This is a genomic window from Pseudocolwellia antarctica (assembly GCF_049933045.1).
Taxonomy (GTDB): domain Bacteria; phylum Pseudomonadota; class Gammaproteobacteria; order Enterobacterales; family Alteromonadaceae; genus Pseudocolwellia.
The window spans coordinates 3,202,104-3,224,748 of the sequence record NZ_CP187926.1; the positions used below are offsets into that span (position 1 = coordinate 3,202,104).

Annotated in this window: 20 protein-coding genes; 13 read left to right on the forward strand and 7 right to left on the reverse strand. The window is 35.9% G+C overall.

Annotation, left to right across the window (positions count from 1 at the left end):
• Positions 1-3: 3 nt before the first annotated feature.
• The 3 genes from ACPUVN_RS13845 to ACPUVN_RS13855 form a co-directional block, all read right to left on the reverse strand.
• The gene (locus ACPUVN_RS13845) at positions 4-1,401 is read right to left on the reverse strand and encodes a M20/M25/M40 family metallo-hydrolase (RefSeq protein ID WP_426359745.1); all 1,398 of its coding nucleotides are present in this window, start codon (positions 1,399-1,401) and stop codon (positions 4-6) included.
• A gap of 225 nt (positions 1,402-1,626) precedes the next feature.
• The gene (gene erpA, locus ACPUVN_RS13850) at positions 1,627-1,968 is read right to left on the reverse strand and encodes an iron-sulfur cluster insertion protein ErpA (RefSeq protein ID WP_426359744.1); all 342 of its coding nucleotides are present in this window, start codon (positions 1,966-1,968) and stop codon (positions 1,627-1,629) included.
• Positions 1,969-2,022: 54 nt separating this feature from the next.
• Complete coding sequence (locus tag ACPUVN_RS13855; RefSeq protein ID WP_426369263.1) at positions 2,023-2,778, reverse strand: DUF6776 family protein; 756 nt, start codon at positions 2,776-2,778, stop codon at positions 2,023-2,025.
• A 134-nt stretch (positions 2,779-2,912) separates the two neighbouring features.
• On the opposite strand from ACPUVN_RS13855, the gene ACPUVN_RS13860 reads away from it, so the two are divergent.
• The 4 genes from ACPUVN_RS13860 (at position 2,913) to hemL (ending at position 7,546) form a co-directional block, all read left to right on the forward strand.
• Positions 2,913-4,628 carry a chloride channel protein gene (locus ACPUVN_RS13860; RefSeq protein ID WP_426369264.1) on the forward strand — a complete coding sequence of 572 codons (1,716 nt, stop codon included), beginning with the start codon at positions 2,913-2,915 and terminating at the stop codon, positions 4,626-4,628.
• Positions 4,628-5,059 carry a CopD family protein gene (locus ACPUVN_RS13865; RefSeq protein WP_426369265.1) on the forward strand — a complete coding sequence of 144 codons (432 nt, stop codon included), beginning with the start codon at positions 4,628-4,630 and terminating at the stop codon, positions 5,057-5,059. Before ACPUVN_RS13860 ends, ACPUVN_RS13865 begins: the two co-directional genes overlap by 1 nt.
• A gap of 167 nt (positions 5,060-5,226) precedes the next feature.
• Positions 5,227-6,234, forward strand: a complete 1,008-nt coding sequence (locus ACPUVN_RS13870; RefSeq protein ID WP_426359740.1) for an aspartate carbamoyltransferase — start codon at positions 5,227-5,229, stop codon at positions 6,232-6,234.
• A 28-nt stretch (positions 6,235-6,262) separates the two neighbouring features.
• The gene (gene hemL, locus ACPUVN_RS13875) at positions 6,263-7,546 is read left to right on the forward strand and encodes a glutamate-1-semialdehyde 2,1-aminomutase (RefSeq protein WP_426359739.1); all 1,284 of its coding nucleotides are present in this window, start codon (positions 6,263-6,265) and stop codon (positions 7,544-7,546) included.
• A gap of 228 nt (positions 7,547-7,774) precedes the next feature.
• Here the strand turns inward: hemL and ACPUVN_RS13880 are convergent, their stop codons facing one another.
• Together ACPUVN_RS13880 and mrcB are read right to left on the reverse strand one after the other, a co-directional pair.
• The gene (locus ACPUVN_RS13880; protein WP_426359738.1) at positions 7,775-8,209 is read right to left on the reverse strand and encodes a hypothetical protein; all 435 of its coding nucleotides are present in this window, start codon (positions 8,207-8,209) and stop codon (positions 7,775-7,777) included.
• Positions 8,210-8,586: 377 nt separating this feature from the next.
• Positions 8,587-10,917 (reverse strand): penicillin-binding protein 1B, encoded by a 2,331-nt coding sequence (gene mrcB / locus ACPUVN_RS13885; protein WP_426359737.1) that lies wholly within the window; start codon positions 10,915-10,917, stop codon positions 8,587-8,589.
• A 185-nt stretch (positions 10,918-11,102) separates the two neighbouring features.
• Here mrcB and miaA point away from each other — a divergent pair, with 185 nt between their 5' ends.
• Positions 11,103-12,008: a tRNA (adenosine(37)-N6)-dimethylallyltransferase MiaA gene (gene miaA, locus ACPUVN_RS13890; protein ID WP_426369266.1), complete on the forward strand. Its 906-nt coding sequence runs from the start codon at positions 11,103-11,105 to the stop codon at positions 12,006-12,008.
• Positions 12,009-12,017: 9 nt separating this feature from the next.
• Positions 12,018-12,872, forward strand: a complete 855-nt coding sequence (locus ACPUVN_RS13895) for a hypothetical protein (RefSeq protein WP_426369267.1) — start codon at positions 12,018-12,020, stop codon at positions 12,870-12,872.
• A gap of 118 nt (positions 12,873-12,990) precedes the next feature.
• Here ACPUVN_RS13895 and hrpB read toward each other — a convergent pair whose 3' ends face one another.
• The gene (hrpB, locus tag ACPUVN_RS13900; protein ID WP_426359734.1) at positions 12,991-15,645 is read right to left on the reverse strand and encodes an ATP-dependent helicase HrpB; all 2,655 of its coding nucleotides are present in this window, start codon (positions 15,643-15,645) and stop codon (positions 12,991-12,993) included.
• A gap of 193 nt (positions 15,646-15,838) precedes the next feature.
• Between hrpB and sfsA the strand changes: the two genes are divergently transcribed.
• The 7 genes from sfsA to panC all read left to right on the forward strand — a co-directional run bounded on the left by sfsA (position 15,839) and on the right by panC (position 21,970).
• Positions 15,839-16,522 (forward strand): DNA/RNA nuclease SfsA, encoded by a 684-nt coding sequence (gene sfsA / locus ACPUVN_RS13905; protein ID WP_426359733.1) that lies wholly within the window; start codon positions 15,839-15,841, stop codon positions 16,520-16,522.
• Between the two features lie 313 nt (positions 16,523-16,835).
• Positions 16,836-17,282 carry an RNA polymerase-binding protein DksA gene (gene dksA / locus ACPUVN_RS13910; protein ID WP_426359732.1) on the forward strand — a complete coding sequence of 149 codons (447 nt, stop codon included), beginning with the start codon at positions 16,836-16,838 and terminating at the stop codon, positions 17,280-17,282.
• Between the two features lie 46 nt (positions 17,283-17,328).
• Entirely contained in the window at positions 17,329-18,225 is an 897-nt protein-coding gene (gluQRS, locus tag ACPUVN_RS13915) for a tRNA glutamyl-Q(34) synthetase GluQRS (RefSeq protein ID WP_426359731.1), read from the forward strand.
• A gap of 139 nt (positions 18,226-18,364) precedes the next feature.
• Positions 18,365-19,774, forward strand: coding sequence for a polynucleotide adenylyltransferase PcnB (gene pcnB / locus ACPUVN_RS13920; RefSeq protein ID WP_426370573.1), 1,410 nt, complete (start codon positions 18,365-18,367; stop codon positions 19,772-19,774).
• Positions 19,775-20,266 (forward strand): 2-amino-4-hydroxy-6-hydroxymethyldihydropteridine diphosphokinase, encoded by a 492-nt coding sequence (gene folK / locus ACPUVN_RS13925; protein WP_426359729.1) that lies wholly within the window; start codon positions 19,775-19,777, stop codon positions 20,264-20,266.
• Between the two features lie 41 nt (positions 20,267-20,307).
• Positions 20,308-21,102, forward strand: coding sequence for a 3-methyl-2-oxobutanoate hydroxymethyltransferase (gene panB, locus ACPUVN_RS13930; protein WP_426359728.1), 795 nt, complete (start codon positions 20,308-20,310; stop codon positions 21,100-21,102).
• 10 nt (positions 21,103-21,112) lie between these two features.
• The gene (panC, locus tag ACPUVN_RS13935; protein ID WP_426369268.1) at positions 21,113-21,970 is read left to right on the forward strand and encodes a pantoate--beta-alanine ligase; all 858 of its coding nucleotides are present in this window, start codon (positions 21,113-21,115) and stop codon (positions 21,968-21,970) included.
• Positions 21,971-22,409: 439 nt separating this feature from the next.
• Here the strand turns inward: panC and ACPUVN_RS13940 are convergent, their stop codons facing one another.
• Positions 22,410-22,559: a hypothetical protein gene (locus ACPUVN_RS13940; RefSeq protein ID WP_426359726.1), complete on the reverse strand. Its 150-nt coding sequence runs from the start codon at positions 22,557-22,559 to the stop codon at positions 22,410-22,412.
• Positions 22,560-22,645: the final 86 nt, after the last annotated feature.

Here is a 22,645-nt window from a genome sequence, read left to right on the forward strand (position 1 = left end):
AGGTTACTTGCTAAAATCTACACCTGATTGAGCAGCAAAATAAGCAAACATAGTATAAACCGCTGTATTATGTTTTAACGCCTCAGCGTCTACCTTATCTAACGTATCATTTTGTGTATGATGATAATCAAAATATAAACTACCATCAGGTGCAAAGTTTACGCTAGGCATACCCGCTTTACTCATTAAGCTCATATCAGATTGCGCTTGAGCTGTATTAGTTTTACTTACCGTTACACCTAAAGGCTCTAAATATTCACCAAATTCATGTAATGCAGGAAGTGACTTTTTACCTACGCCTGTTCTCATTTCGTAAATTGGACCCACACCAAAGTCCCATTCAGCACCAATAGCATGACCTTTCATATTACCCTTACGCTTTTCAACATAAGCTTTTGCGCCTACTAAACCAATCTCTTCAGCGGCAAATAAAATAACACGAATAGTACGCTTAGGTTTAACAGGTAATTGAGCTATATGATGTACCGTTGCCATCATCATACCTACACCTATACCATCATCAACGGCACCAGTTCCTACATCCCAGCTATCAAGATGAGCACCTAATGTTATATATTCGTTTGGAAATTCACTACCTGTTAGTTCACCGATAACGTTAGCTGTATTTGCTACAACTTTAGGATCACTATGTGATGTTAGCTTTAAAAAGAATTCTACTTCATCAGAACGCTTAAGCTGGTTTAATAACATATCAGCATCAGGGTTTGAAATACTTGCCGCAGCAACTTTCACGCTACCTTCAGGGTATCGAACTGAACCCGTATGAGCTAAACGATTATCATCAGTACCAATTGAGCGAATGATAATAGCCGAAGCGCCTTTTTTACCAGCAACGGCAGCGCCATGAACTCTTGCTGCAACAGCAGGACCATAGCCTTTACCATCAATATGGCGTTCCATACGATTAGAAATGAAAACTATCTTTCCATTTAAGCTATTATCTTCTGCAGCTTCTAAATCTTCAAATGTTTTAAAATGAACAAGGTTTGCTGTAATCCCCTTTTCACCCGTTCCAACACTACCGCCTAATGCGATAGCTACAACATCATGTGGGTATGGAGCAATAACTTTTGCATCTACTTCACCACGGTGCCAGTAAGTTGCCGTTAAGTCTTCAGTCCATACTTTATCGAAACCCAGCGCTTTCATTTTATCTACAGCCCAGGCGATTGACTTTTTATCACCTTCAGAGCCCACTAAACGATGACCGACTTCTGTCGTTAACGACTCAATCAAATCGTAAGATAAGTTAGACGATAATGCTGTTTCTTTTAAAGCCATCAATTGCTTTTCTTCAGTTGTACTAAGTACGTCGGCATTCGACACACCACTAACTAAAGCGAGTGAAAACATCCCTATTTTAAACAAGTTATTAAACATTGAAGATCCTATAATTGTATTGTGAATGATAGTATTCATAAAATTAATGTGACATGCGTATAGTTTAAACAAACTAATCAACAGAAAGTTGAGCTATAACAGCTACATTTATAATAGAGGAATATAAGAAAATGAAAAGGAAGAATTTTCTTTTCAGCTTAGCTATATTATCGTTAAATATAGAAGTATAACTAAACTGAAAATGATATTTGAACAGTGAGGGATTTAGATAGAAAAAGAAGAACCACAACCACATGTTGTTGTTGCATTAGGATTATTAACTAAAAAGCGACTGCCTTCTAAGCCTTCAACATAATCAACTTCACCGTCAACTAAATATTGAATACTCATAGGGTCAACTACCATAGTTACACCTTTTTTCTCTATAGTCATATCCCCTTCATTCACCTTCTCATCAAAGGTAAATCCGTATTGAAAACCTGAACATCCACCACCTGTTACATAAACACGTAATTTAAGTTCTGGATTTTCTTCTTCAGAAATTAAAGAAAGTACTTTAGTTGCTGCAGCGTCTGAAAATTTAATAGGTAAATCTGGGTTAGACATAACTCTCTACTTGTTACATTGAAACTGGGTGCGATTATCGTAAACTTGACTGTTTTAGTCAAGTATTACAGGAAGTGATTTAGTTAAACGGCCTGATTTAAGATTCCATTTAAAGCTTTCTTCTAAACGATGATATTTTTGCCAACGCCCTTTGGGCAAAGTAACAATGACATTAATTTTTTCAGGCGAGAAATCTTCAGGTAAAACAAAAGCACCTTCAACAACTTGGAAGAACTTAAAACTAAAAGATAAATCTTTTTTTGTAAGCTCTGAAAGTTTGTCGATACTTAATACTGTAGTTTTCCCTTTTACATTGCCTGATATTTTTATATCGATATAACCTTTGGCGTAACGTTTTTGAATTAATTGATGCACTAAAAACGTTCGGAAAATATATCGATTAGCAGTCTCTGTTTTAGAGACAAGGAAATTATCAAGCACAACACCATTAGCTTCTTTTTCAGGTGCCATAATTTTTTCATAAAAAGCGAGTTCTTTTTTTAGTTGGAAATGTTCATTCTCAACGTCTTTTAATAGGGCTAATGACTTTTGACTCGCCATTTTCTCAAGCTCTAACTCAACTTCTAATGTGTTTATTCTTTTTATTTGACCTGCTTGCTGGTTATACAAAAGCTCTAATCTTTTTTTATGATAAGATAGAGACTGTTCTTGATGACCATGAAAATAGTTACCCATTCTATAGCCAACAAAGATGCAAGTAATAATAAGCATGCCTAATAGAATAGATGAACGAAAAACACCTATTTTATTCACCACAGCATTGAGATCTATTTTTGCTAACCAATTCATATAAAAAGTATTAATATATTGTATATTTTAAAAAATTATTTTTCACAGTATATGCTATTAAAGCCTGTATTTTATACAAGGATTTACAATCATATTTATATGAATAACAACGACCTCTGTACGACTTATTTATAATGATTTTATTCTCATTAAAAAAGCGTTTATCGCTTCCTATTACCTCTTGGCAACTTTGTTTATTGGCAAGTATAGGTGGTGCTTTGTCGGCTATGCTTATTGTGGGTTTTACAATGGCAACAACCGCTTTACAAGAATTATATTTAAGCGAGAAAGATAACTATAACAGTATAAGTGAGCTAAGTCGTTTTCTTCTCCCTATATTCGGCGCTATCGTTATTTTATTAGTGTCTTGGATCACTGGATACAAATATTTAAGAACAGGTATACCTTTTGTTCTACATCGCTTAAAAGTTGCTCATGGCGTTATCCCTTTACGTAATACCATTCATCAATTTATTGGCAGTGCCATTGCACTAGCGTCTGGTTTTTCAGTGGGAAGAGAAGGCCCTGCTATTCACCTTGGTGCTGCATTTAGTGGCTATTTAGGTAGCTTTTTAAAACTACCTCACAATAGTATTCGTACTCTATCTGCCTGTGGTATTGCTGCAGCTATTTCAGCTAGTTTTAATACTCCAGTTGCTGCGGTTATTTTTGTCATGGAAGTAATCCTAAGAGAATACAAAGTTCATATATTCATTCCTATTATGATGGCATCACTTGTCGGTTCTATGATCACAACCAGTGTCTTAGGACCTGCCCACGAGTTTGAATATTTTCAGACCATTGTTTTAGAGCTTGAACATTTCCCTGTACTTATTTTATTCGCGATTGCCATCGGTGTTCTATCTTTTGGTTTTAATAAATATTTAGTCGCAACTATTAAACATTCAGAGAAATATCATATTGTTAGTCGTTTAATGTTAGCCGCGCTAATCACGTCTTTATTAAGCTATGTAGTACCTCAAGCTTTAGGCACTAACTTTGGTGCGATTGATTTCTCTATCAGCGATAACCCTTCACTTTTCTTTTTAATGGGTTTATTAATTGCTAAATTAATTATGACCATCAGTGCGTTAGGATTAGGTATCCCTGGCGGAGCAATAGGTCCTATATTAGGTATAGGTGCAATTGCAGGCAGTTGTACAGCCGTATTCATTCAGTCTTATTATCCTGATGTATATCTCACGAGTGATTTCGCTTTAATGGGTATGGCAGGAATGATGGCTGCGACTTTAAATGCTCCTTTAGCAGCATTAATTACCGTTGTAGAATTATCTAACCAGTTAGAAGTTATTATGCCTGCGATGATAATAATAGGAACTTCGTGCATAGTTTCGGGGCAATTTCTTGGTAATAGATCACTTTTTGTTATGCAGCTTGAAATACAGAATTTAATCTATCGCAAACCCCCTTTAGAAAAGTCATTACAACGCGTCGGTGTACTGGGAGTAATGAACGAGAATTTCGAAATAATAAACCAGTTATCAGAACAACAAAAAATTGAACATTTAAGCCAGCTTGAAGAAAAACACTTTTTACTTGAACAAGTAAATGACGATGAATCAACAAGTGGTGTTTATTATTCAATCCATAACGAAGTTACGGAAAGCTCAGAAAGCCACACAAATAACCAAGCGGATAACAGTATTAAGCTAACACAGCAATTATTACTGCCACTTCATGCACAAGCTACCCTTATGGAAGTGTATTCACTTTTAGAAAAAAAGCGTAAGGGCGCTGTTTATATTTATGGCGATAATATGGATGATGTTCTTGGCATCATTACTTTTGCTCAAGTTAGACGATTTTTAGTTGAAGGAAATATAAATTAATGACTACAATTTTATGGTTAAAAGCCTTTCATGTTGGTTTTATGGTGGCATGGTTTGCGGGTATTTTTTACCTGCCACGCTTATTTGTAAATCACGCAGAAACAGAATCAAAAGAAGTCAGTGAACATTTAAAAGGAATGGAAAAAAGGTTAATTCGGTTTATCACGCCATTTGCCTTGTTAACTATAGGCTTTGGCATTGCGATAATTGCTCAGTATGGTTTAGATTGGTTCGCTACATCTGACTGGTTACACGCAAAACTCTTTCTAGTAATTTTAGTGGTTATTTATCATTTGTACTGTTCTAAAATAGTTAAAACATTTCAAAATGACGCTAACACTAGATCGGGGCGCTTTTATCGTTTATTCAATGAATTACCCGTATTAGCTTTATTTTCCATTATTATTCTGGTTTATGTGAAACCATTTTAGTAATAACTCGATAAATAAACAGCACAAGCTCACGGCAATATTAATGATATTAAATTGCCTTTTATGCTATATTCCTGCTCGTTAAAAATGAAATACAGATAGCATGGTAAAGATTATTCTTAGCCTTTACCTTCACAACAAAACTACCCACATTTAGGTATATAAACATGATGAAATTTGAAGGAAGTCATATACTTTCTGTGTCGCAATTTGACCGCGATTCCATTTCTCGTATTTTAGAAGTATCTTCTCTCATGGCACCTTATGCGATGAGGCAAAAACGTTGTACTGTGCTTGATGGTGCAATTTTAAATAACTTATTTTTTGAACCGAGTACGCGTACTCGCGTTAGCTTTGGTGCTGCATTTAATTTACTTGGTGGTTTTGTTAGAGAAACGGTAGGCCAAGAAAACTCATCTTTAAGCAAAGGCGAATCATTATTTGATACCGCTAGAGTTATCAGTGGTTATTCAGACGTTATTGCTATGCGTCATCCTCAAATGCACTCAGTAGAAGAGTTCGCCAAAGGTAGCAGCGTACCCGTTATTAATGGTGGCGATGGTGCAAACGAGCACCCTACTCAAGCATTACTTGATCTATTTACAATAAAATCTGAAATGACTCCTTTTAATAAAGGTTTAGATAATTTAAACATCACACTAATGGGTGATTTAAAGCACGGAAGAACAGTTCACTCATTATCTAAGTTATTAAGTTTATACAAAAATGTGAAAGTAACCATGATTTCGCCTGATGCATTAAAAATGCCAGACAGCGTAATATCTACATTAACCAATGCCGGTCATGAAGTTATTCAAACAGATAAAATAGAAGGTAATCTTGCTTGCGACGTTATTTATCAAACACGTATTCAGCAAGAACGTTTTGCTAGTAAAGATGAAGCCGACTTATATCGTGGTCACTTTAGTTTGAATAAAGATGTTTATCATCAATATTGTAAAGAAAACACCGTTATCATGCACCCGTTACCTAGAGACTCTCGCCCTGATGCGAATGAATTAGATGACGACTTAAATGGGCTAGATAACTTAGCTATTTTCAGACAAGCACAAAATGGCGTACTTGTACGTATGGCATTATTTGCTCTTACCTTGAATGTTGAAAATAAGCTTACCCAATATGAACAGCCAGTAACTTGGCATACAAATAAATAATTAGCTCGACTAAAGACTGGAATGACACATGAATAAATCTGAACAACTATTTGAAAATGCACAACAAACTATCCCTGGTGGCGTTAACTCCCCTGTACGCGCTTTTAATGGTGTAGGTGGAACGCCTCGTTTTATAAAACGTGCTGAAGGTGCTTACATTTATGATGCTGACGATAAAGCCTATATAGATTACGTAGGTTCATGGGGACCTATGATTTTAGGTCATAATCACCCTGCAATTTTAGATGCCGTTATCACTACAGCTAAAAATGGTTTAAGTTTTGGTGCTCCTACCGAAATTGAAATTACCATGGCTGAAAAAGTTAAAGAACTTGTTCCATCAATGGAAAAGCTTCGTATGGTAAGTTCAGGTACAGAAGCTACCATGAGCGCAATTCGTTTAGCGAGAGGTTATACAGGTCGCGATAAAATATTAAAATTTGAAGGTTGTTATCACGGTCATGCTGACTCATTACTTGTTAAAGCAGGTTCAGGTGCATTAACGATGGGGATCCCAAACTCTCCAGGTATTCCTGCAGATTTTGCTAAACATACACTAACAGTAAGCTTTAATAATATTGAAGAAGTAAAAGCTATTTTCGAAGAATATAAAGACGAAATAGCCTGTATTATTGTTGAACCTGTTGCAGGTAACATGAACTGTATTCCTCCAGTAGCAGGATTTCTTGAAGGTTTAAGAGCAGTTTGTGATCAGCACAAGAGTGTATTAATTTTTGATGAAGTAATGACAGGTTTTCGTGTAGCACTTGGCGGCGCACAAGCTCATTACAACATAGTTCCAGACTTAACCACATTAGGTAAAGTTATTGGTGGTGGCATGCCCGTTGGTGCTTTTGGCGGTAAAACTGAAATCATGGATTATATCGCACCTATTGGTCCAGTTTACCAAGCAGGTACATTATCAGGTAACCCAATTGCAATGGCAGCTGGCTTAGCGTCTTTAAATGAATTATCAAAAGGTAATAAGTATCAGCAGTTATCTGAAGGCACTAAAAAGTTATCTTTAGGCTTGAAAGCTGCTGCAGAAAAACATGGCATTGCATTAAGCATTAATTACGTGGGTGGTATGTTTGGATTTTTCTTCACTGATTCAAAAGAAACCATTACAACTTTTGCTCAAGCAACAGCCTGTGACGGCGAAAGGTTTCAAAAGTTCTTTCATTTAATGTTAGATGAAGGTATTTACTTAGCACCATCAGCTTTCGAAACAGGCTTTTTATCAACAGCTCATACAGATGACATTATTGATAAAACGTTAGCTGCAGCAGATAAATGTTTCGCGCAATTATAATAAATTAGCGCAGAGATAAACGAGAGTGTATTTGTTGGTTTAATTTTTAAATCAACAAATTAAGAACTTTTGAAGTCAAAAATTAGAATGTTAGATAAAACTAAAGGTAGATAACTTCAATGTATCTACCTTTTTAGTAAGTGGTAATCTGAAATCTGAACAAGCGGTAAAATGTAAGGGCTTTTATGGAGATTAGAACGGTGAAATAACAATATAAAAGTAAAAATTCTATTGTTCAGTTATCGTTTGAGGTTGCCTGGGAGCAGGAGCAATAGTTTGAGAACGGTTCACTTCACTAGTTAACCAATCATGAGCTTCTTGCCAGCCCATTTCTAACCCCGAAAACATTTTAACATTCCAATTATCAACTGCTCGCAGCTTAACCAATTTCTCGGCTTGTAGCCTTGATTCTTCAGTGTAATAAACAAATGCTAATGCAATAAGATTATCTTCTGAAATCATATTAAATTGAGTTTCAAACGATAATTTATAATCATTAATGTTATTAAACAAACAAGCGAAATCTTTAGTTTTTACTGGCGCTAAAGTCTTTCGTATTTCTTCGCTCATCTCTAAAGTGAGCGTAACACCTTCATCAATAATGGTTTCAATAATATTATTAGGCAAAATATTAAAGGTGACATAATCTAAACGATATTTCATACATACCTCTGTTGTGATTTCTGAACAAACATCAAACTAAGATCGAGAACATCTAGAATATAATGGGAAGGATAATGAGTATTTTAATTTCTTGCCTGAATCAACTTCAGGTCAATTACATTTTGATATGTAAAATACCGCTTAACCTTTACATTACATTAACAAAAATTAACACTTTCTGTTACAAGTTGTAAAGTGTAATTTATAAAACTTGATATTCGGCTATCTCAATAAGAGCTTAAGAACATAACAACGAGTAATAATAAAACAATAAATACAAAAGCTTAGATTAAAAAAAACAACACATATATAAAGTTAATATTTAAAAAATAAAAAAATTAAACACATAACCTTATAACGTTATATCTATCACAACTCTATTTTCTAAAAATCTTATCAAACCATGAATCTTTTTTAGATGAACTATAAGCACAAGTTTCTAATGTCTGTAGATAATTACTATTGACCGGCAAAATAACTGTTTCATTGCAATTATCTGAAACAGCATTGCCTGTACTTTTCTCAAAAGTAACCAAATCAATATTTTCAGGCGGTATTAATTGCTTATTTTCTACACCTTGCTTATTCATATAATCAGCAAAAAGTACTAACGCCCCACTACTTCCAGTAAGTGTAGTAGGTTTATTGTCATCTCGCCCAACCCATGATGTAACTAAATGCTTATTATCGTAACCAACAAACCAACTGTCTCTTTGATCATTGGTTGTTCCTGTTTTACCTAGTATTTCTTTATTTGGAAGCCGCCAAGTTAATGATCTAGCTGTGCCTTCTTTAGAAACTTTTGATAAGGCATAATCAAGTAAGTACGATGCTTGAGAAGAAAATAGCTGTGTGTCTGCTCTTTCAAACTGCCAAAGTGTTTCGCCTTGCGAAGAAATAACACGAGTAATAGCATGACCTTCTTTAGCATAACCACCTGAAGCTATTGCTAAATAAAACTGATTAACTTCTACTGGCGACATATTGATAGAGCCCAATAACATTGAAGGGCGAATAGTAATATCTTTATCAAATCCTAAAACATGAAATACATCTGCAACATTTGGCAAGCCTATTTGCATACCTAAATTAACGGTAGGAATATTTAACGACTGCACTAAACCATCAATTAAATTAACTTGGCCGCGATATTCACCATCATAGTTTTTTGGACTCCATTTACTGCCGTTATCTGAGGTTAAGGTTATTGATTTATCTTCTAATACAGTAGCCAAAGAGTAGTTTTCATAACGCTCTAAAGCAGCTAAATAGATCGCAGGTTTAACTAATGAACCTATAGGTCTGTTAGCATTTATTGCACGATTAAAACCAGCATAGCCACTTTTCTTACCACCCACTATAGCCTTAATTTCACCTGTTTTAATGTCACTTACTACCATAGCCGCTTGTAGTTCATTTGCTGCATCAAGTTTAGGTAAACGTTCTTCAACAGTTTCTTCTAAAAGCTCTTGGCTGTAATGAGAGAAGCCTGTAAATACTGAAATACCTGATTGTTGATCATATTTACTCATCAACTCAGCCAGTTCTTGTTTAACCAACTGCATGTAGCTTGGGAATTTTTGACGAGAAAGCCTACGCTCTTCTCTTACAGTTAAAGGCGATTCAATCGCTGTCACAAAATCAGCTTTACTGACTAACTCTTTCTCAAACATCAACTTTAATACTAAGTCACGTCTAGACTTCGCATTCTCAGGTTTTAACCAAGGATCGTAATAACTAGGACCTTTAACAATACCTACCAGCATTGCCGTTTGCTCAACAGTTAATTGATCAATATTTTGATTAAAATAGAACTCTGCGGCTAAGCCAAAACCATGAATAGCATTGGCATAATTTTGCCCTAAATACACTTCATTAATATAAGCTTCAAGCAACTGATCTTTATTATAACGATACTCTAATATTAGCGACATTATGGCTTCATTCACTTTACGCCATAGCGTTTTATCACGCGTTAAAAACATATTCTTAACTAATTGCTGCGTTAAAGTACTACCACCTTGAACGGTTCTGCCTGCTAAAATATTGCTGTAAAGTGCTCTTGCAATACCTAATGGAGATACACCTTTATGAAAGTAAAAATTACGATCTTCCACCAACAATAAAGTATCAAGTAAAAGTACAGGCACATTGCCTATTGGCGTTAAAACACGATCTTCTTTGCTTGCAGGTAAAATCCTATCCATCAATATAGGTTCTAAGCGCACTAAGTTAACGCCGTGGTTATCAACAAAAAGTTTATTTATACTGCCATTAACAACATCAATTTGAATTTTATTAGCAACTTGCATCTCATTAGTATAATTAAAAGCTCGACGATAAAGCACAATACGCGAAGCCGACATCGCATACTCACCAGGATTCTTTACCTCACTTACTCGTGTATAACCTGCAAATTTTAATGACGATGATAAAGCTGGTAAATTGATAGGATCATCCAACATAAAGTCTTCAGCTTTTGAGAATACTTGAATAGGCACTTCCCAACGCTGCCCTTCAAACTTATTCCTTACTTTTCCATCTAAATAAATACTATAAAGAAATAGGATTAATACTAAAATAAAGAACAATTTAGCGGCAGTGATTGCACACCATGTGAAGATCCGTTTAGATTTTGAAGGGGAGTTTTTTACTTCAGGCGTTGAAGCTTTTTTTGTTGTTTCTTTTTTATCTTTTTTTGTCGGCATAAATAACTTGAATTACATGAATATTTTGATGAAAAATTATCTCGGCATTATATACCCAAACCACATGAATGTGCAGATATGCCATTTTAAACACTCATCAACGGATGAATTCATCAAGCCAATCGGTATAATAGCGATACTTATTATGTTCATACCATTCAAATATTTTGGTATTAGGAAAAACCATGTCTGCATTCAACTTACTCGTTATTCTCGGCTCTACAGCTTCTGGTAAAACAAAGCTTGCTGTCGATCTCGCTCGATTTTTAAATGGCGAAGTTATGTCAGCTGACTCAAGACAAGTATATAAAGGTTTAGATATAGGTAGCGGTAAAGACCTTGAAGAGTATCAAGAAATTCCTTATCACCTAATTGACATAGTTGAACCTGGATACGAATATAATATTTTTGATTTTCAACGCGACTTTATCACAGCGTTTGAAGACATAAGTGCTCGTAATAAATTACCAATATTAGCGGGTGGCTCAGCCTTATATGTGGATTCAATTATTAAAGGTTATAGACTGGTTGAAGTACCTGAAAATCCAGAGTTGCGTGCAGAGTTAGCCGAGCAAGATCACGAAAACCTGGTTGAACGATTAAAACAACTTAAACCCAATTTACATAACACTACCGACCTTATTGATACTCAACGCTTAATTAGAGCCATAGAGATTGCTGAAGGTGAGAAAAACACGCCAGAAAATGTGGTTTACTTCCCTAAACTTACGCCTTTTATTACCGCGATTAATTGGGAAAAAGAAATTGTTAAACAAAGAATTACCACACGTTTAAAAGAACGTTTAGAGCAAGGTTTAATAGAAGAAGTGGAACAACTGCATCAGCAAGGTGTATCGTGGGAAACATTGAATTTTTATGGTTTAGAGTATCGATTTGTAGCTCAATACTTACAAGGTCAGTTAACGAAAAACGATATGTTTCAGAAACTTAATAGTGCGATCCATTTATTCTCTAAAAAGCAGGCAACGTGGTTAAGACGCTTAGAAAAAAATGGCACTAAAATACATTGGTTAGACGGCACTCAACCGACTTTAGAGCAAGCAATGAAACATATTTCATCGACTCATTAGGAACTAATTATGATTTCTAGAATACGTATAAATTCGACAACAATATTTAGCTTACTATTAGCAGTATTTTTTACTTCAAATGTATTTGCCCATCAAGGTAATCATTGGTTGCTAGTAGATAACTTTGAATCACCAACATCTATCAATAATTGGGTAAATGCTGACGTTCAAAACGAAACAAAACCCTTTATCAAAAATCCACAAGTAACCATTATTAAAAGCGAGTCAGATCAGAATAATAAATACTTATTAAGAAAACCCGCAGCTGAAGGTGTTGTTGGCAATAGAAAAGCGCTTAGTATTCTTCCCCTACCTGTTTCAGTAAATGTTGGTGAAACCTATACTTTTTATACCCGTGTTAACGTTGAATACTTTCCTAATAATCACTCTTTTGGATTAAGTAACTTAACACCTGAAAAAATCAAAACAGAAAACTATAACGCCTTTGAACCTATGATACGTATTACAGATAAAAAAGAGTCTGACGGATCAAAAAACGATGGTTCATTAATGGTATTAAGTGGTGCGCATAAAAAATACAAATCGATAGTAAACCCTGAAACAGGTAATAAAGCAGAGCCTTTGCAGGAAGGTCAATGGTATGAGATATGGTACGTTATCAATAACTCACCACTTAAAGATGGCGGCCAAAGTTACGACTTATATGTAAAAGGTGGCGAGTTCAAAACCCAACAGAAAGTATTTACTGATGCCAACTTTAGAATGAAGCGTGAACAAGCACTTACGCACTTTATGGCGATTTGTAATACAGGCCCTAAAAATAAACCCTATGGAAATGGCGGTGTAAAATACGACGACATTTATATGAGTAAAGGCTTAGAACTAAGTTCACCTATTCACTAAGGTAGCTTCTTAATTGTATTAATCTAAGACTTAACAATAACTAACCTCAATCCAAGTTGAGGTTAAGTAAATTTAGCTAACATCAACCAAACTTAAGTAAAGTTCATGTTAGCTCAAATTAGTCTTTCATCAAATGACGCTTAGTTTGACGCGTTGCTTTGGCGTTCACTGGGTCATCAGGCCAGAAATGGCGTGGGTATTGAGATTTCATATCCTTTTGCACTGCCTTATAACTCCCTTGCCAAAATGCGGCTAAATCTTGTGTCACTTGAATAGGTCTTTTTGCTGGAGATAAAATTTCAAGTACTAAAGGAATAGCGCCTTTATCACTCGTCTCATTATTTCCGTTTTCATTATGACCAACTGTTCCTACACAGGGTGTTGATGTTAAGCCATAAAGCTCTTGCATAGGGAGCGACACTATAGGTAAACGTTCGTCTGTATAACGAATAGCACATCGTCTTTTAGTAGGACCGATAAAGTATTCAGGTGCTGCTTTTACTAAGGTTTGTTGTTGCTGATAACTTAACAGCGATAAAAACATCTCAGAGAAATCACACTTATTTAACTGCTTTTTACTTTTTATATCACCTACAAAAGGCAGAAACCAAGTATCACTGCTTGCCAATAAACTGGCTTCATCTACACACGGTAAATCTAAGCTTTTGTTGTATAAAGTTAACCAGCGCCATCTTAATAATAACGCTTTGTCTTGGTCTTTTAATGCTAGAAGACTTAAACCTTGTTTGACTAATTCTTTCGACCATAACTGTGCAACCAAATCATTACTGAGCTGTTCAGGCGATGCTCTTTCATCAATCACCAAAGCATTTACTTTTGTTAGTTTTTGCGCAGTAATTCGATCTACTTTGGCGTTATAGGTAGTAATAATTTCGTCAGCGGTTTGAACAATATCCCACTCAATAAGCTGTTCAATATCCACAGGAGCAGCAAGCTGTACCATCATATTAGGTAAGCCTCTTGTTTGCGGTGTTCGTATTTGCACTTCGCTTACTTGTGCGGCAACAATATAGGTTTCACCTAATAAAGCATCTTCAAGGTTTATTGTAATGCCTTTACCCGCTGTAGTTACATATTCGCCCGTTTGCTGGCTGGATTTACTTGTTGATTGAGCATTAGTGTCATAACGATATTTAGCTATTCGCTCTGGATAAGCTAATGCTAATAATACCCCCGCATAATGAACAGATAATGAGCTAGAAGACTTAACACTATGGCTGAATTTTTTTGCTAATTGATTGGCTTGTTTAAAAATTTGATAAGCACTATGCCCTCGAATTTTTTCATGTAATAAACCGTCAATTCTATGCACTAAATTACAATTAAAACGCCCCTGATCTCGAGAGAAAACATCTCGTTCTTCTAACATTGCCGCGATTAAGCACGCTAAAGACAATAAGCCCTTCTCTTTATATTTATCTTCTAAGGTCTTTGCCATAATAATCATATGGGCATAACGTGGATGGCAAGATACTTTAGCAACCGCTTTACCATGTGATGTTAATTGATTATTTTCACTGACAATATTTAACGATTGTAGCTCTTGCCAAGCTTGTTGCTCTTTTACTGGTGAGGGTAACTCAATCAAAGGTAAATCAGATAATTGAGTAACGCCCCAACGTGCAGCTTCAATCACAAAAGGTAATAAATCAGCTTGTTGAATTTCACTCTTACTATTTTCGTCACGTCGGCTAAAGTCCTCTTGGCTATATAAACGTAAGCACTTACCAGCGCTTAATCGACCAGCACGCCCTGCCCTTTGAATAGCCGAAGCTTTAGAAATAGTATGTTGCTGTAGTTTATTGGTTAAGCTTTTAGGATCATAAATGGCTGTTTTTTCAAAACCACAATCAATAACTAAGGTCACGCCTTCAATCGTTAAACTGGTTTCTGCAATATTAGTGGCAAGTACAAGTTTACGTTCACCATTAGTTAAAGGTGCTATCGCTTTTTGTTGTTCAGCCAAAGAGAGCTCACCGTATAAAGGACAAAGCTGCATGCTTTTAGGTAAGTTATAAGCCAACTGTTCACATAAGTATTTGATGTCTGCAACACCAGGTAAAAACACTAAAATAGACCCTTGATGTTCAACCGCTTGTTCAGCAATAACTTTTAACGCATACTCTCGCCATTGCTTTGCCGATGAATAACCTTGTTGAAGACGTTTAGTATTTAAAACAGGAGAATATTCGATATCAACAGGATAACTACGTCCTTCACTTGCTAGCGTTATCGCATCAGGTAACTTTTCGGTTAACGACTTTACCGCCAAGGTAGCCGACATAATGACGAGCTGTAAATCGTCTCTTAGCGCTTGCTGCACATCCCTTGCTAACGCGTAAGCTAAATCGCCATGTAATGAGCGTTCATGAAATTCATCTAAAATTACTAATCCACAGCCGCTAAGCTCAGGATCGTTCTGAATAATTTGCGTTAAAATACCTTCAGTGATCACTTCTAAACGTGTATTGCTTGAAACCTTAGATTCATTCTTTAATCGATAACCAATAGTTTGCCCAACTGGCTCACCTATTTGCTCACTTAAATAGCAGGCGATATTTTTAGCCGCGACACGACGTGGTTGTAATAAATAGATTTTCTTATGCTGATATTGCTCTAACGACAATAGCCATAAAGGTAAACGCGTTGACTTACCTGCACCAGGAGGAGCCGTTAAAATCAACGTATTATGTTGTGTAAGCGCATCAAGAAATTCATCTTTAATCGCATCTATTGGAAAGTTTTGAGTCATGAGAAATATAGCTAAAACAAAGTTACAGGCGTTATAACATAAGTAACGCAAGTTCGCAGTGAGTGTTTAGGTTCTACAGAGAAAAAACAAAACTTATGATGACTTCTGTATTGCTTTTTTCGGCTCTATTTTAACTATTTATAATTAACTTAAGGTACTATCCTCTCCTACTTTTAAAAACCGTAAATAAACTATGACGCAAAAAATCACGCTACGTAAAGCCACACTCATTAAACGTTATAAACGCTTCCTTGCTGATGTGATTTTAGAAAACGGCGAAGAAACAACTATGCATGTTGCCAATACTGGAGCAATGAGTGGTTGTGGTAGCCCAGGTGATACGGTTTGGTATAGCACCTCTGATAACAAAAAAAGAAAGTACCCTTTCAGCTGGGAATTAACAGAGAAAGCCAATGGTGATCTTATTTGTGTTAATACTCACCAAGCCAATGTATTTGTTCAAGCTGCAATAGAAAATGATGAAATTAAAGCATTAACAGGTTTTACTGAATTAAAGCGTGAAGTTAAATACGGTGTAGAAAACAGTAAAATTGATATCTTATTAAGTTATGCCGACAAACCCGATCATTACGTAGAAGTAAAAAGCGCAACATTGCTAGAAGAGGTTCAAGGCTATTTTCCCGACACTTCAACCGTGCGCGGACAAAAGCATCTCTCTGAATTAATGAATGTAGTGGTTAATGGTGAATGTTCCGTATTAATTTTTGCCGTAATGCATTCAGGTATTAAATCTGTATTACCTGCAGAACATATCGACAATAAATACGCTCAATTATTTGTACAAGCCCAAAAGGCTGGAGTTACGGTTATCGAATATCATGTACCTTTATTAAATTTTTATAAACTCAACCAATAGCTGACTTTAGTTTAAAGCGAGTTTATATGGTATAAAGCATGAAAAAGATTGACTCAGGCGTTGAAAGACTGCTAAAAGGTCATGTTAAAAATTAGCTACAAACTGTGTTTTTATGAATTTAATCCTTAACTAATTGATTAAGCTAATTAAATTTATTTTTTGTATAAAAAAGCTTGTTTTTTTACAAGTGAAACACCATATAGTTGGGATATTTAACGCCTAGAACATAGGCCGTAACTATAATTTAAATTGTAGTAAGTTATTTTAATAACATTATTACAATAAAAGTTAAGTCGTATTTAGGAGATAAAGCATGCCAAACGCAGCAAATAAAGCATTAGGACTTCTGGCATTAGCAGGTGTACAACCTTACCAAGAAAAGCCTGACGAAGAATATATGGGCGAGCCTCAACTTAAGCATTTTAGATTGATTTTAGATGCTTGGCGCTCACAATTACGTCAAGAAGTTGATCGTACAGTTACTCACATGCAAGACGAAGCTGCTAATTTTCCTGACCCTGTAGATCGCGCAGCTCAAGAAGAAGAATTCAGTTTAGAATTACGTACGCGTGACCGTGAACGTAAACTTATCAAGAAAATTGAAAAAACTTTACAATTAATTGAAGACGATGATTTCGGCTTCTGTAAGTCTTGTGGTATTGAAATTGGTATTCGTCGTTTAGAAGCGCGTCCAACTGCAGATTTATGTATTGAATGTAAAACACTTCAAGAAATCAAAGAACGCCAAATGGCAGGTTAATTCCTGCTTAATTACTTTAGCCTCACTTTAGTAATTTGGTTTACTTATGGTAAATCTTGATAATAAACGACCACCATTATCATATCGTGGTCGTTTTGCTCCTTCCCCCTCTGGTTTACTCCACTTTGGCTCTTTAGTTACTGCACTTGCTAGCTATTTAGACGCTAAACATCATCACGGCACTTGGCTTGTTCGCATTGAAGACATAGATCCGCCTAGAGAATTAGTCGGAGCCAGCTCAGAAATCCTCAATACTTTAGAAGCTTATGGGTTACATTGGGACGAAGATATTTTATATCAAAGCCAGCAATCGCAGCATTACCAACAAACATTACAACAATTAGCAGATAAACAGCTTACTTATAATTGCCAATGCACACGTGCGCAAATAAAAAAGCTAGGCGGCATATACTCTTCAATCTGTCGTGCTTTACATTTACCGGCCACGAATAACGCAACTCGCTTAGTGAATAATGTTGGCATATTTGAATTTAACGACACAATTCAAGGTCAATATATTGGTGATCAAAGCTCTGCGGCGGAAGACTTTACCTTAGTCAGAAAAGATGGTTTATTTGCCTACCAATTGGCTGTAGTGGTTGATGACATTTTTCAAAATATTACCCATGTTGTAAGAGGCTGTGATTTATTAGAGCCCACATTACGACAACTAAGTTTCTTTAACGTATTAAACGTAAAAGCTCCAATTTACAGTCATATTCCATTAGCTGTAACGCAAGATGGCTACAAATTAAGTAAACAGAATAAAGCACCCGCTATAAACAATAAAAATCCTCAACCCGCCCTTATCGCTGCTCTACATTATTTGGGCCAAAATCCGCCTGAAGATCTGATATTTGAACCAGTAGAAAGCATTATAAAATGGGCAATAAGTCACTGGTCGATCAGTAAAATCACCCAAAAGAAAGAAATAGCTATATAATAGACTTCTCAATGTTGGAAAATGTACTGTTTTCATTCTATTTTTAAGCACTGTGTTATATCATTAGCTATATAACGAAGAATTCTAATTTAATTATTTCCTTTATCCACTTTCTAAGGCCTGCACTATCAAAAGCGTTATCAACTTATGCAAACGAGTACTTAAAAAAAGTACTTCTAGAAAATCTAAAGCTCCTACATCAACAGAGCCTACGGTACTAACCAGAGATCAGCACCCCGTATCACGTAAGCTGATGAGTAATAGTGCCCTAAAAGTTCTCTACCGATTAAATAGCGGTGGTTACGATGCATACCTTGTTGGTGGCGGCGTACGTGATATTTTATTAGGCGTGACTCCTAAAGATTTCGACATAGTTACCAATGCTACGCCTGAAGAAATTAAAGGCTTGTTTAGAAACTGTCGTTTGATCGGTCGACGATTTAGATTAGCTCATATTGTATTTGGTCGTGAAATTATAGAAGTTGCGACATTTAGAGGACATCACGACTCCACTAAAGACGATAGCGCCTCTAAAGTATCTAAGCAAAGTGATGAAGGTATGTTACTACGCGACAATATTTATGGTTCGATTGATGAAGATGCCGAGCGCAGAGACTTTACAATCAACGCCCTTTACTATTCAGCGAAAGATTTTACTGTTCACGATTTTGCTAACGGTATAGCCGATATAAACGCTAAGCAGATAAGACTGATTGGCGACCCTGAAACTCGCTATCGTGAAGATCCAGTACGTATGTTAAGAGCAATACGCTTTGCAACTAAACTGGATATGGAAATTAGCTCTGAAACCAAAGCGCCGATTAAAGAGCTAGGTTCGTTGCTAGAAAATATTCCACCAGCAAGAATGTTTGAAGAGTTCTTAAAATTATTTATGTCAGGTAAAGCTGAAGCTAACTTCAATATGCTTCGCGAATACAGTTTATTTAAACACTTCTTCCCATTAGTTGATCAAGTGCTTAATCAAGAGACTGAAGTTTATTTATTGCCTTTCATTACGAAAGCACTACAAAACACCGATGAAAGAATTAACAACGAACAACGTGTAACACCTGCATTTTTATTTGCAGCTATGCTTTGGTATCCGTTACAAGAACAAATAAAAGCATTAAATGAAACCGCGCATTTAACGCCTCAAGATGCATTTTTCTCAGCAATGAGTGAAATAATGTCTGAGCAACAACGTAGCATAGGCATCCCTAAGCGCTTCCAAGGCGTGATGAAAGACATTCTAATACTACAAGACAAGTTATCTCGTCGTGAAGGTAAAAGAGCTTATAAGGCGTTTGAACATCCTAAATTTAGAGCAGGTTACGACTTCCTACTGTTACGTTCTGAAATAGAAGGAGTTAACTCACCAGAATTAGCTGAATTAGCAAAATGGTGGACTGACTTCCAAGTTACTCCTCCTGAAACTAGAGAGCAGATGATAAAAAGTGTTGTCTATAGTCGCTCAACGACTAAACGCTCACCTCGTAAAAAGCGTAAGCCAAAAGCAAAAACTGCAGTTAATACAACAGAAAGCGAATAAATGGTCACGGCATATATCGGCTTAGGCAGTAATTTAGAAAACCCTGAGCAACAAATAAGAAACGCCGTTGATGCGCTTCAAACGATAGAAAGAACGGTGATGTTCAGCATTTCCGTTCTTTATTATAGTCGGCCTATGGGACCTCAAGACCAGCCTGACTATATGAATGCCGTTGCTCGATTAGATACATCGCTTTCAGCTATTGCTTTATTAGACGCCTTACAAAAAATTGAAAACCAAGCAGGTAGAGTAAGAAAAGATAATCGTTGGGGACCACGTGTTTTAGACCTTGATATACTTTTATACGATAATAACGTGATCAATTCAGAGCGATTAGTCGTGCCACATTACGGCTTAAAAGAAAGAGAATTTGTTCTTATTCCTCTGAATGAAATAGCGCCAGACCTCTGTCTTCCTGATGGCGATAGCATAGAAAATTTGAGCAAGAATATCCCCTCTAACGGGCTAAAATTTCATAGTAAATTAAGCTAACATAATCTCCCTATTTAAATAACACTGTACTGGAAATCGTTATGGCAAAGATCACAACTTCAACCCTGATCAAAATGAAACAACAAGGCGAAAAAATTTCAACAATTACTGCATATGATGCAAGTTTTGCCAAATTGTTTGATCAAGCAGGCATACACGCTATTTTAATTGGCGATTCTCTTGGTATGGTACTGCAAGGTGAGAACGATACCTTACCTGTAAGTATTGATGATATGGCTTACCATACAAAATCAGTACGCAACGGTGTTGAAAGTAGCTTAGTGATTGCTGACATGCCATTTATGAGTTACGCAACAACAGAGCAAGCCTTTGTTAACGCAACTAAGCTTATGCAAGCAGGCGCTAGCATGGTAAAAATGGAAGGTGGGAGCTGGTTAGTTGAAACTATTCAAAAGCTTGTTGAACGTGGTATTCCAGTATGTGCACACTTAGGTTTAACACCGCAGTCAGTGAATGTATTTGGCGGCTTTAGAGTACAAGGTCGTAACCAAGACAAAGCATTAGAAATGATCGAACATGCTAAACAATTAGAAGCTGCAGGCGCTCAACTTTTAGTATTAGAATGTATTCCTGCAAGTTTAGGTAAAGCCATTACTGAAGCTGTTTCAATTCCTACAATAGGTATTGGCGCAGGTAAAGATACTGATGGTCAAATATTAGTAATGCACGATGCCTTAGGCATTTCGTTCAGTTACATGCCTAAGTTTTCACGTAACTTTTTAGTAGACACTGGCGACATCAAAAAAGCCATTGAGCTTTATATTAAAGAAGTATCGCTAGGTAACTTTCCTGGCCAAGAACATATATTTGAATAACGGAATTTAGATGAAAACTGTTGATAACATAAATGATTTACGCCAAATAGTTAGTGAATGGCGTCAACAAGGTTTAAAAGTTGGTTTTGTTCCTACTATGGGAAACTTGCATGCTGGCCATATTTCATTGGTAACAGAAGCTCACAAACATGCAGATAAAATTGTTGCCAGTATCTTCATCAATCCAATGCAATTTGGTGCAAATGAAGATGTTGATAACTACCCTAGAACCATGGAAGCCGACCAACAAAAACTTGCTGCAGAAGGAACTGATTTATTATTCACTCCCACACCTGAGATTATTTACCCTAAGGGCTTAGATAAACAGACTTTCGTTGAAGTACCTACAGTTTCTGAAGGCTATTGCGGTGAAAGCCGCCCAGGGCATTTCAGAGGCGTTTCAACCATAGTTTGTAAGCTATTTAACTTAGTACAACCAGACATTGCTTGTTTTGGTTTGAAAGACTATCAACAAGTTCAAGTAATTGAGACTATGGTTGAAGACTTATCTATGCCGATTAAAATTATTCCTGTTGAAACTATCAGAGAAGATTCAGGTTTAGCACTAAGCTCTAGAAATGGTTATTTAACAGAAGAAGAGTTAAAAATTGCACCAGCATTAAGTCAAAATATCCAATGGTTAGCTAAAGAATTAAAGAATGGTAACGATTTTATTGGTTTAGCAAAAACAGCTGCACTTTATATAAACAATGCTGGTTTGAAAACTGATTATATTCATGTTTGTAATGCAAAAACCTTACAACCTGCGAGCGAAGATGATACCGATATTGTTATTTTAGCTGCAGCATATTGTGGTAAAGCTCGTTTAATCGATAACCTAAGATTCAGCTTACCTGCGATATTTTAATCCAATCAAAAAATACTGCTTTTAAAGCAATGATAAGATAATAAAAAAGCTGAACGTTATTCCTAACGTTCAGCTTTTTTGTTTATACCATTCCAATTAAAATATGATCTATCTTTTATGTGGATTTAATGACAAGTCAAATAACCTGCACATCAAATCAGTAGACAGTATCTATATAACCTGAACTCTAGATAATGGGTTTTGTAATGTATTGATTTTAAATACTTTATAAGTAAATTATTGCAACACCATTTGTTTAAATGATTTATTACTCTCCTAATGTTGGAATTTAATTCTATAACAAGGCATTTTTCTTGACTAATAGCTGGCTATTAGCAATAAAAATAACGACGTTAGAGGGTTAAATAACAATATTAGGCATAACTGCTTATCCAGAGTTCAGGTTATATATTATTGGAATTGATATTTCCCCGAAACTTTATTCGTATGCGCGTGATGACCATGCTAATGCAGATTCTAACTCTTCAATCTTCTTATTTGCTTCAAGAAGTTGTTCTTCTATCACTGCGTAATTCATTTGATCTTGTGCTGCTGACTGCGATACAACGTTATTATTGAACTGTTCCATAAATCACCACCTAAAGTTAATGTAACTATGGATGTAGTATTACAGACCTAATTACATAAATCAACAAAAAAACCTACTTGAAACAC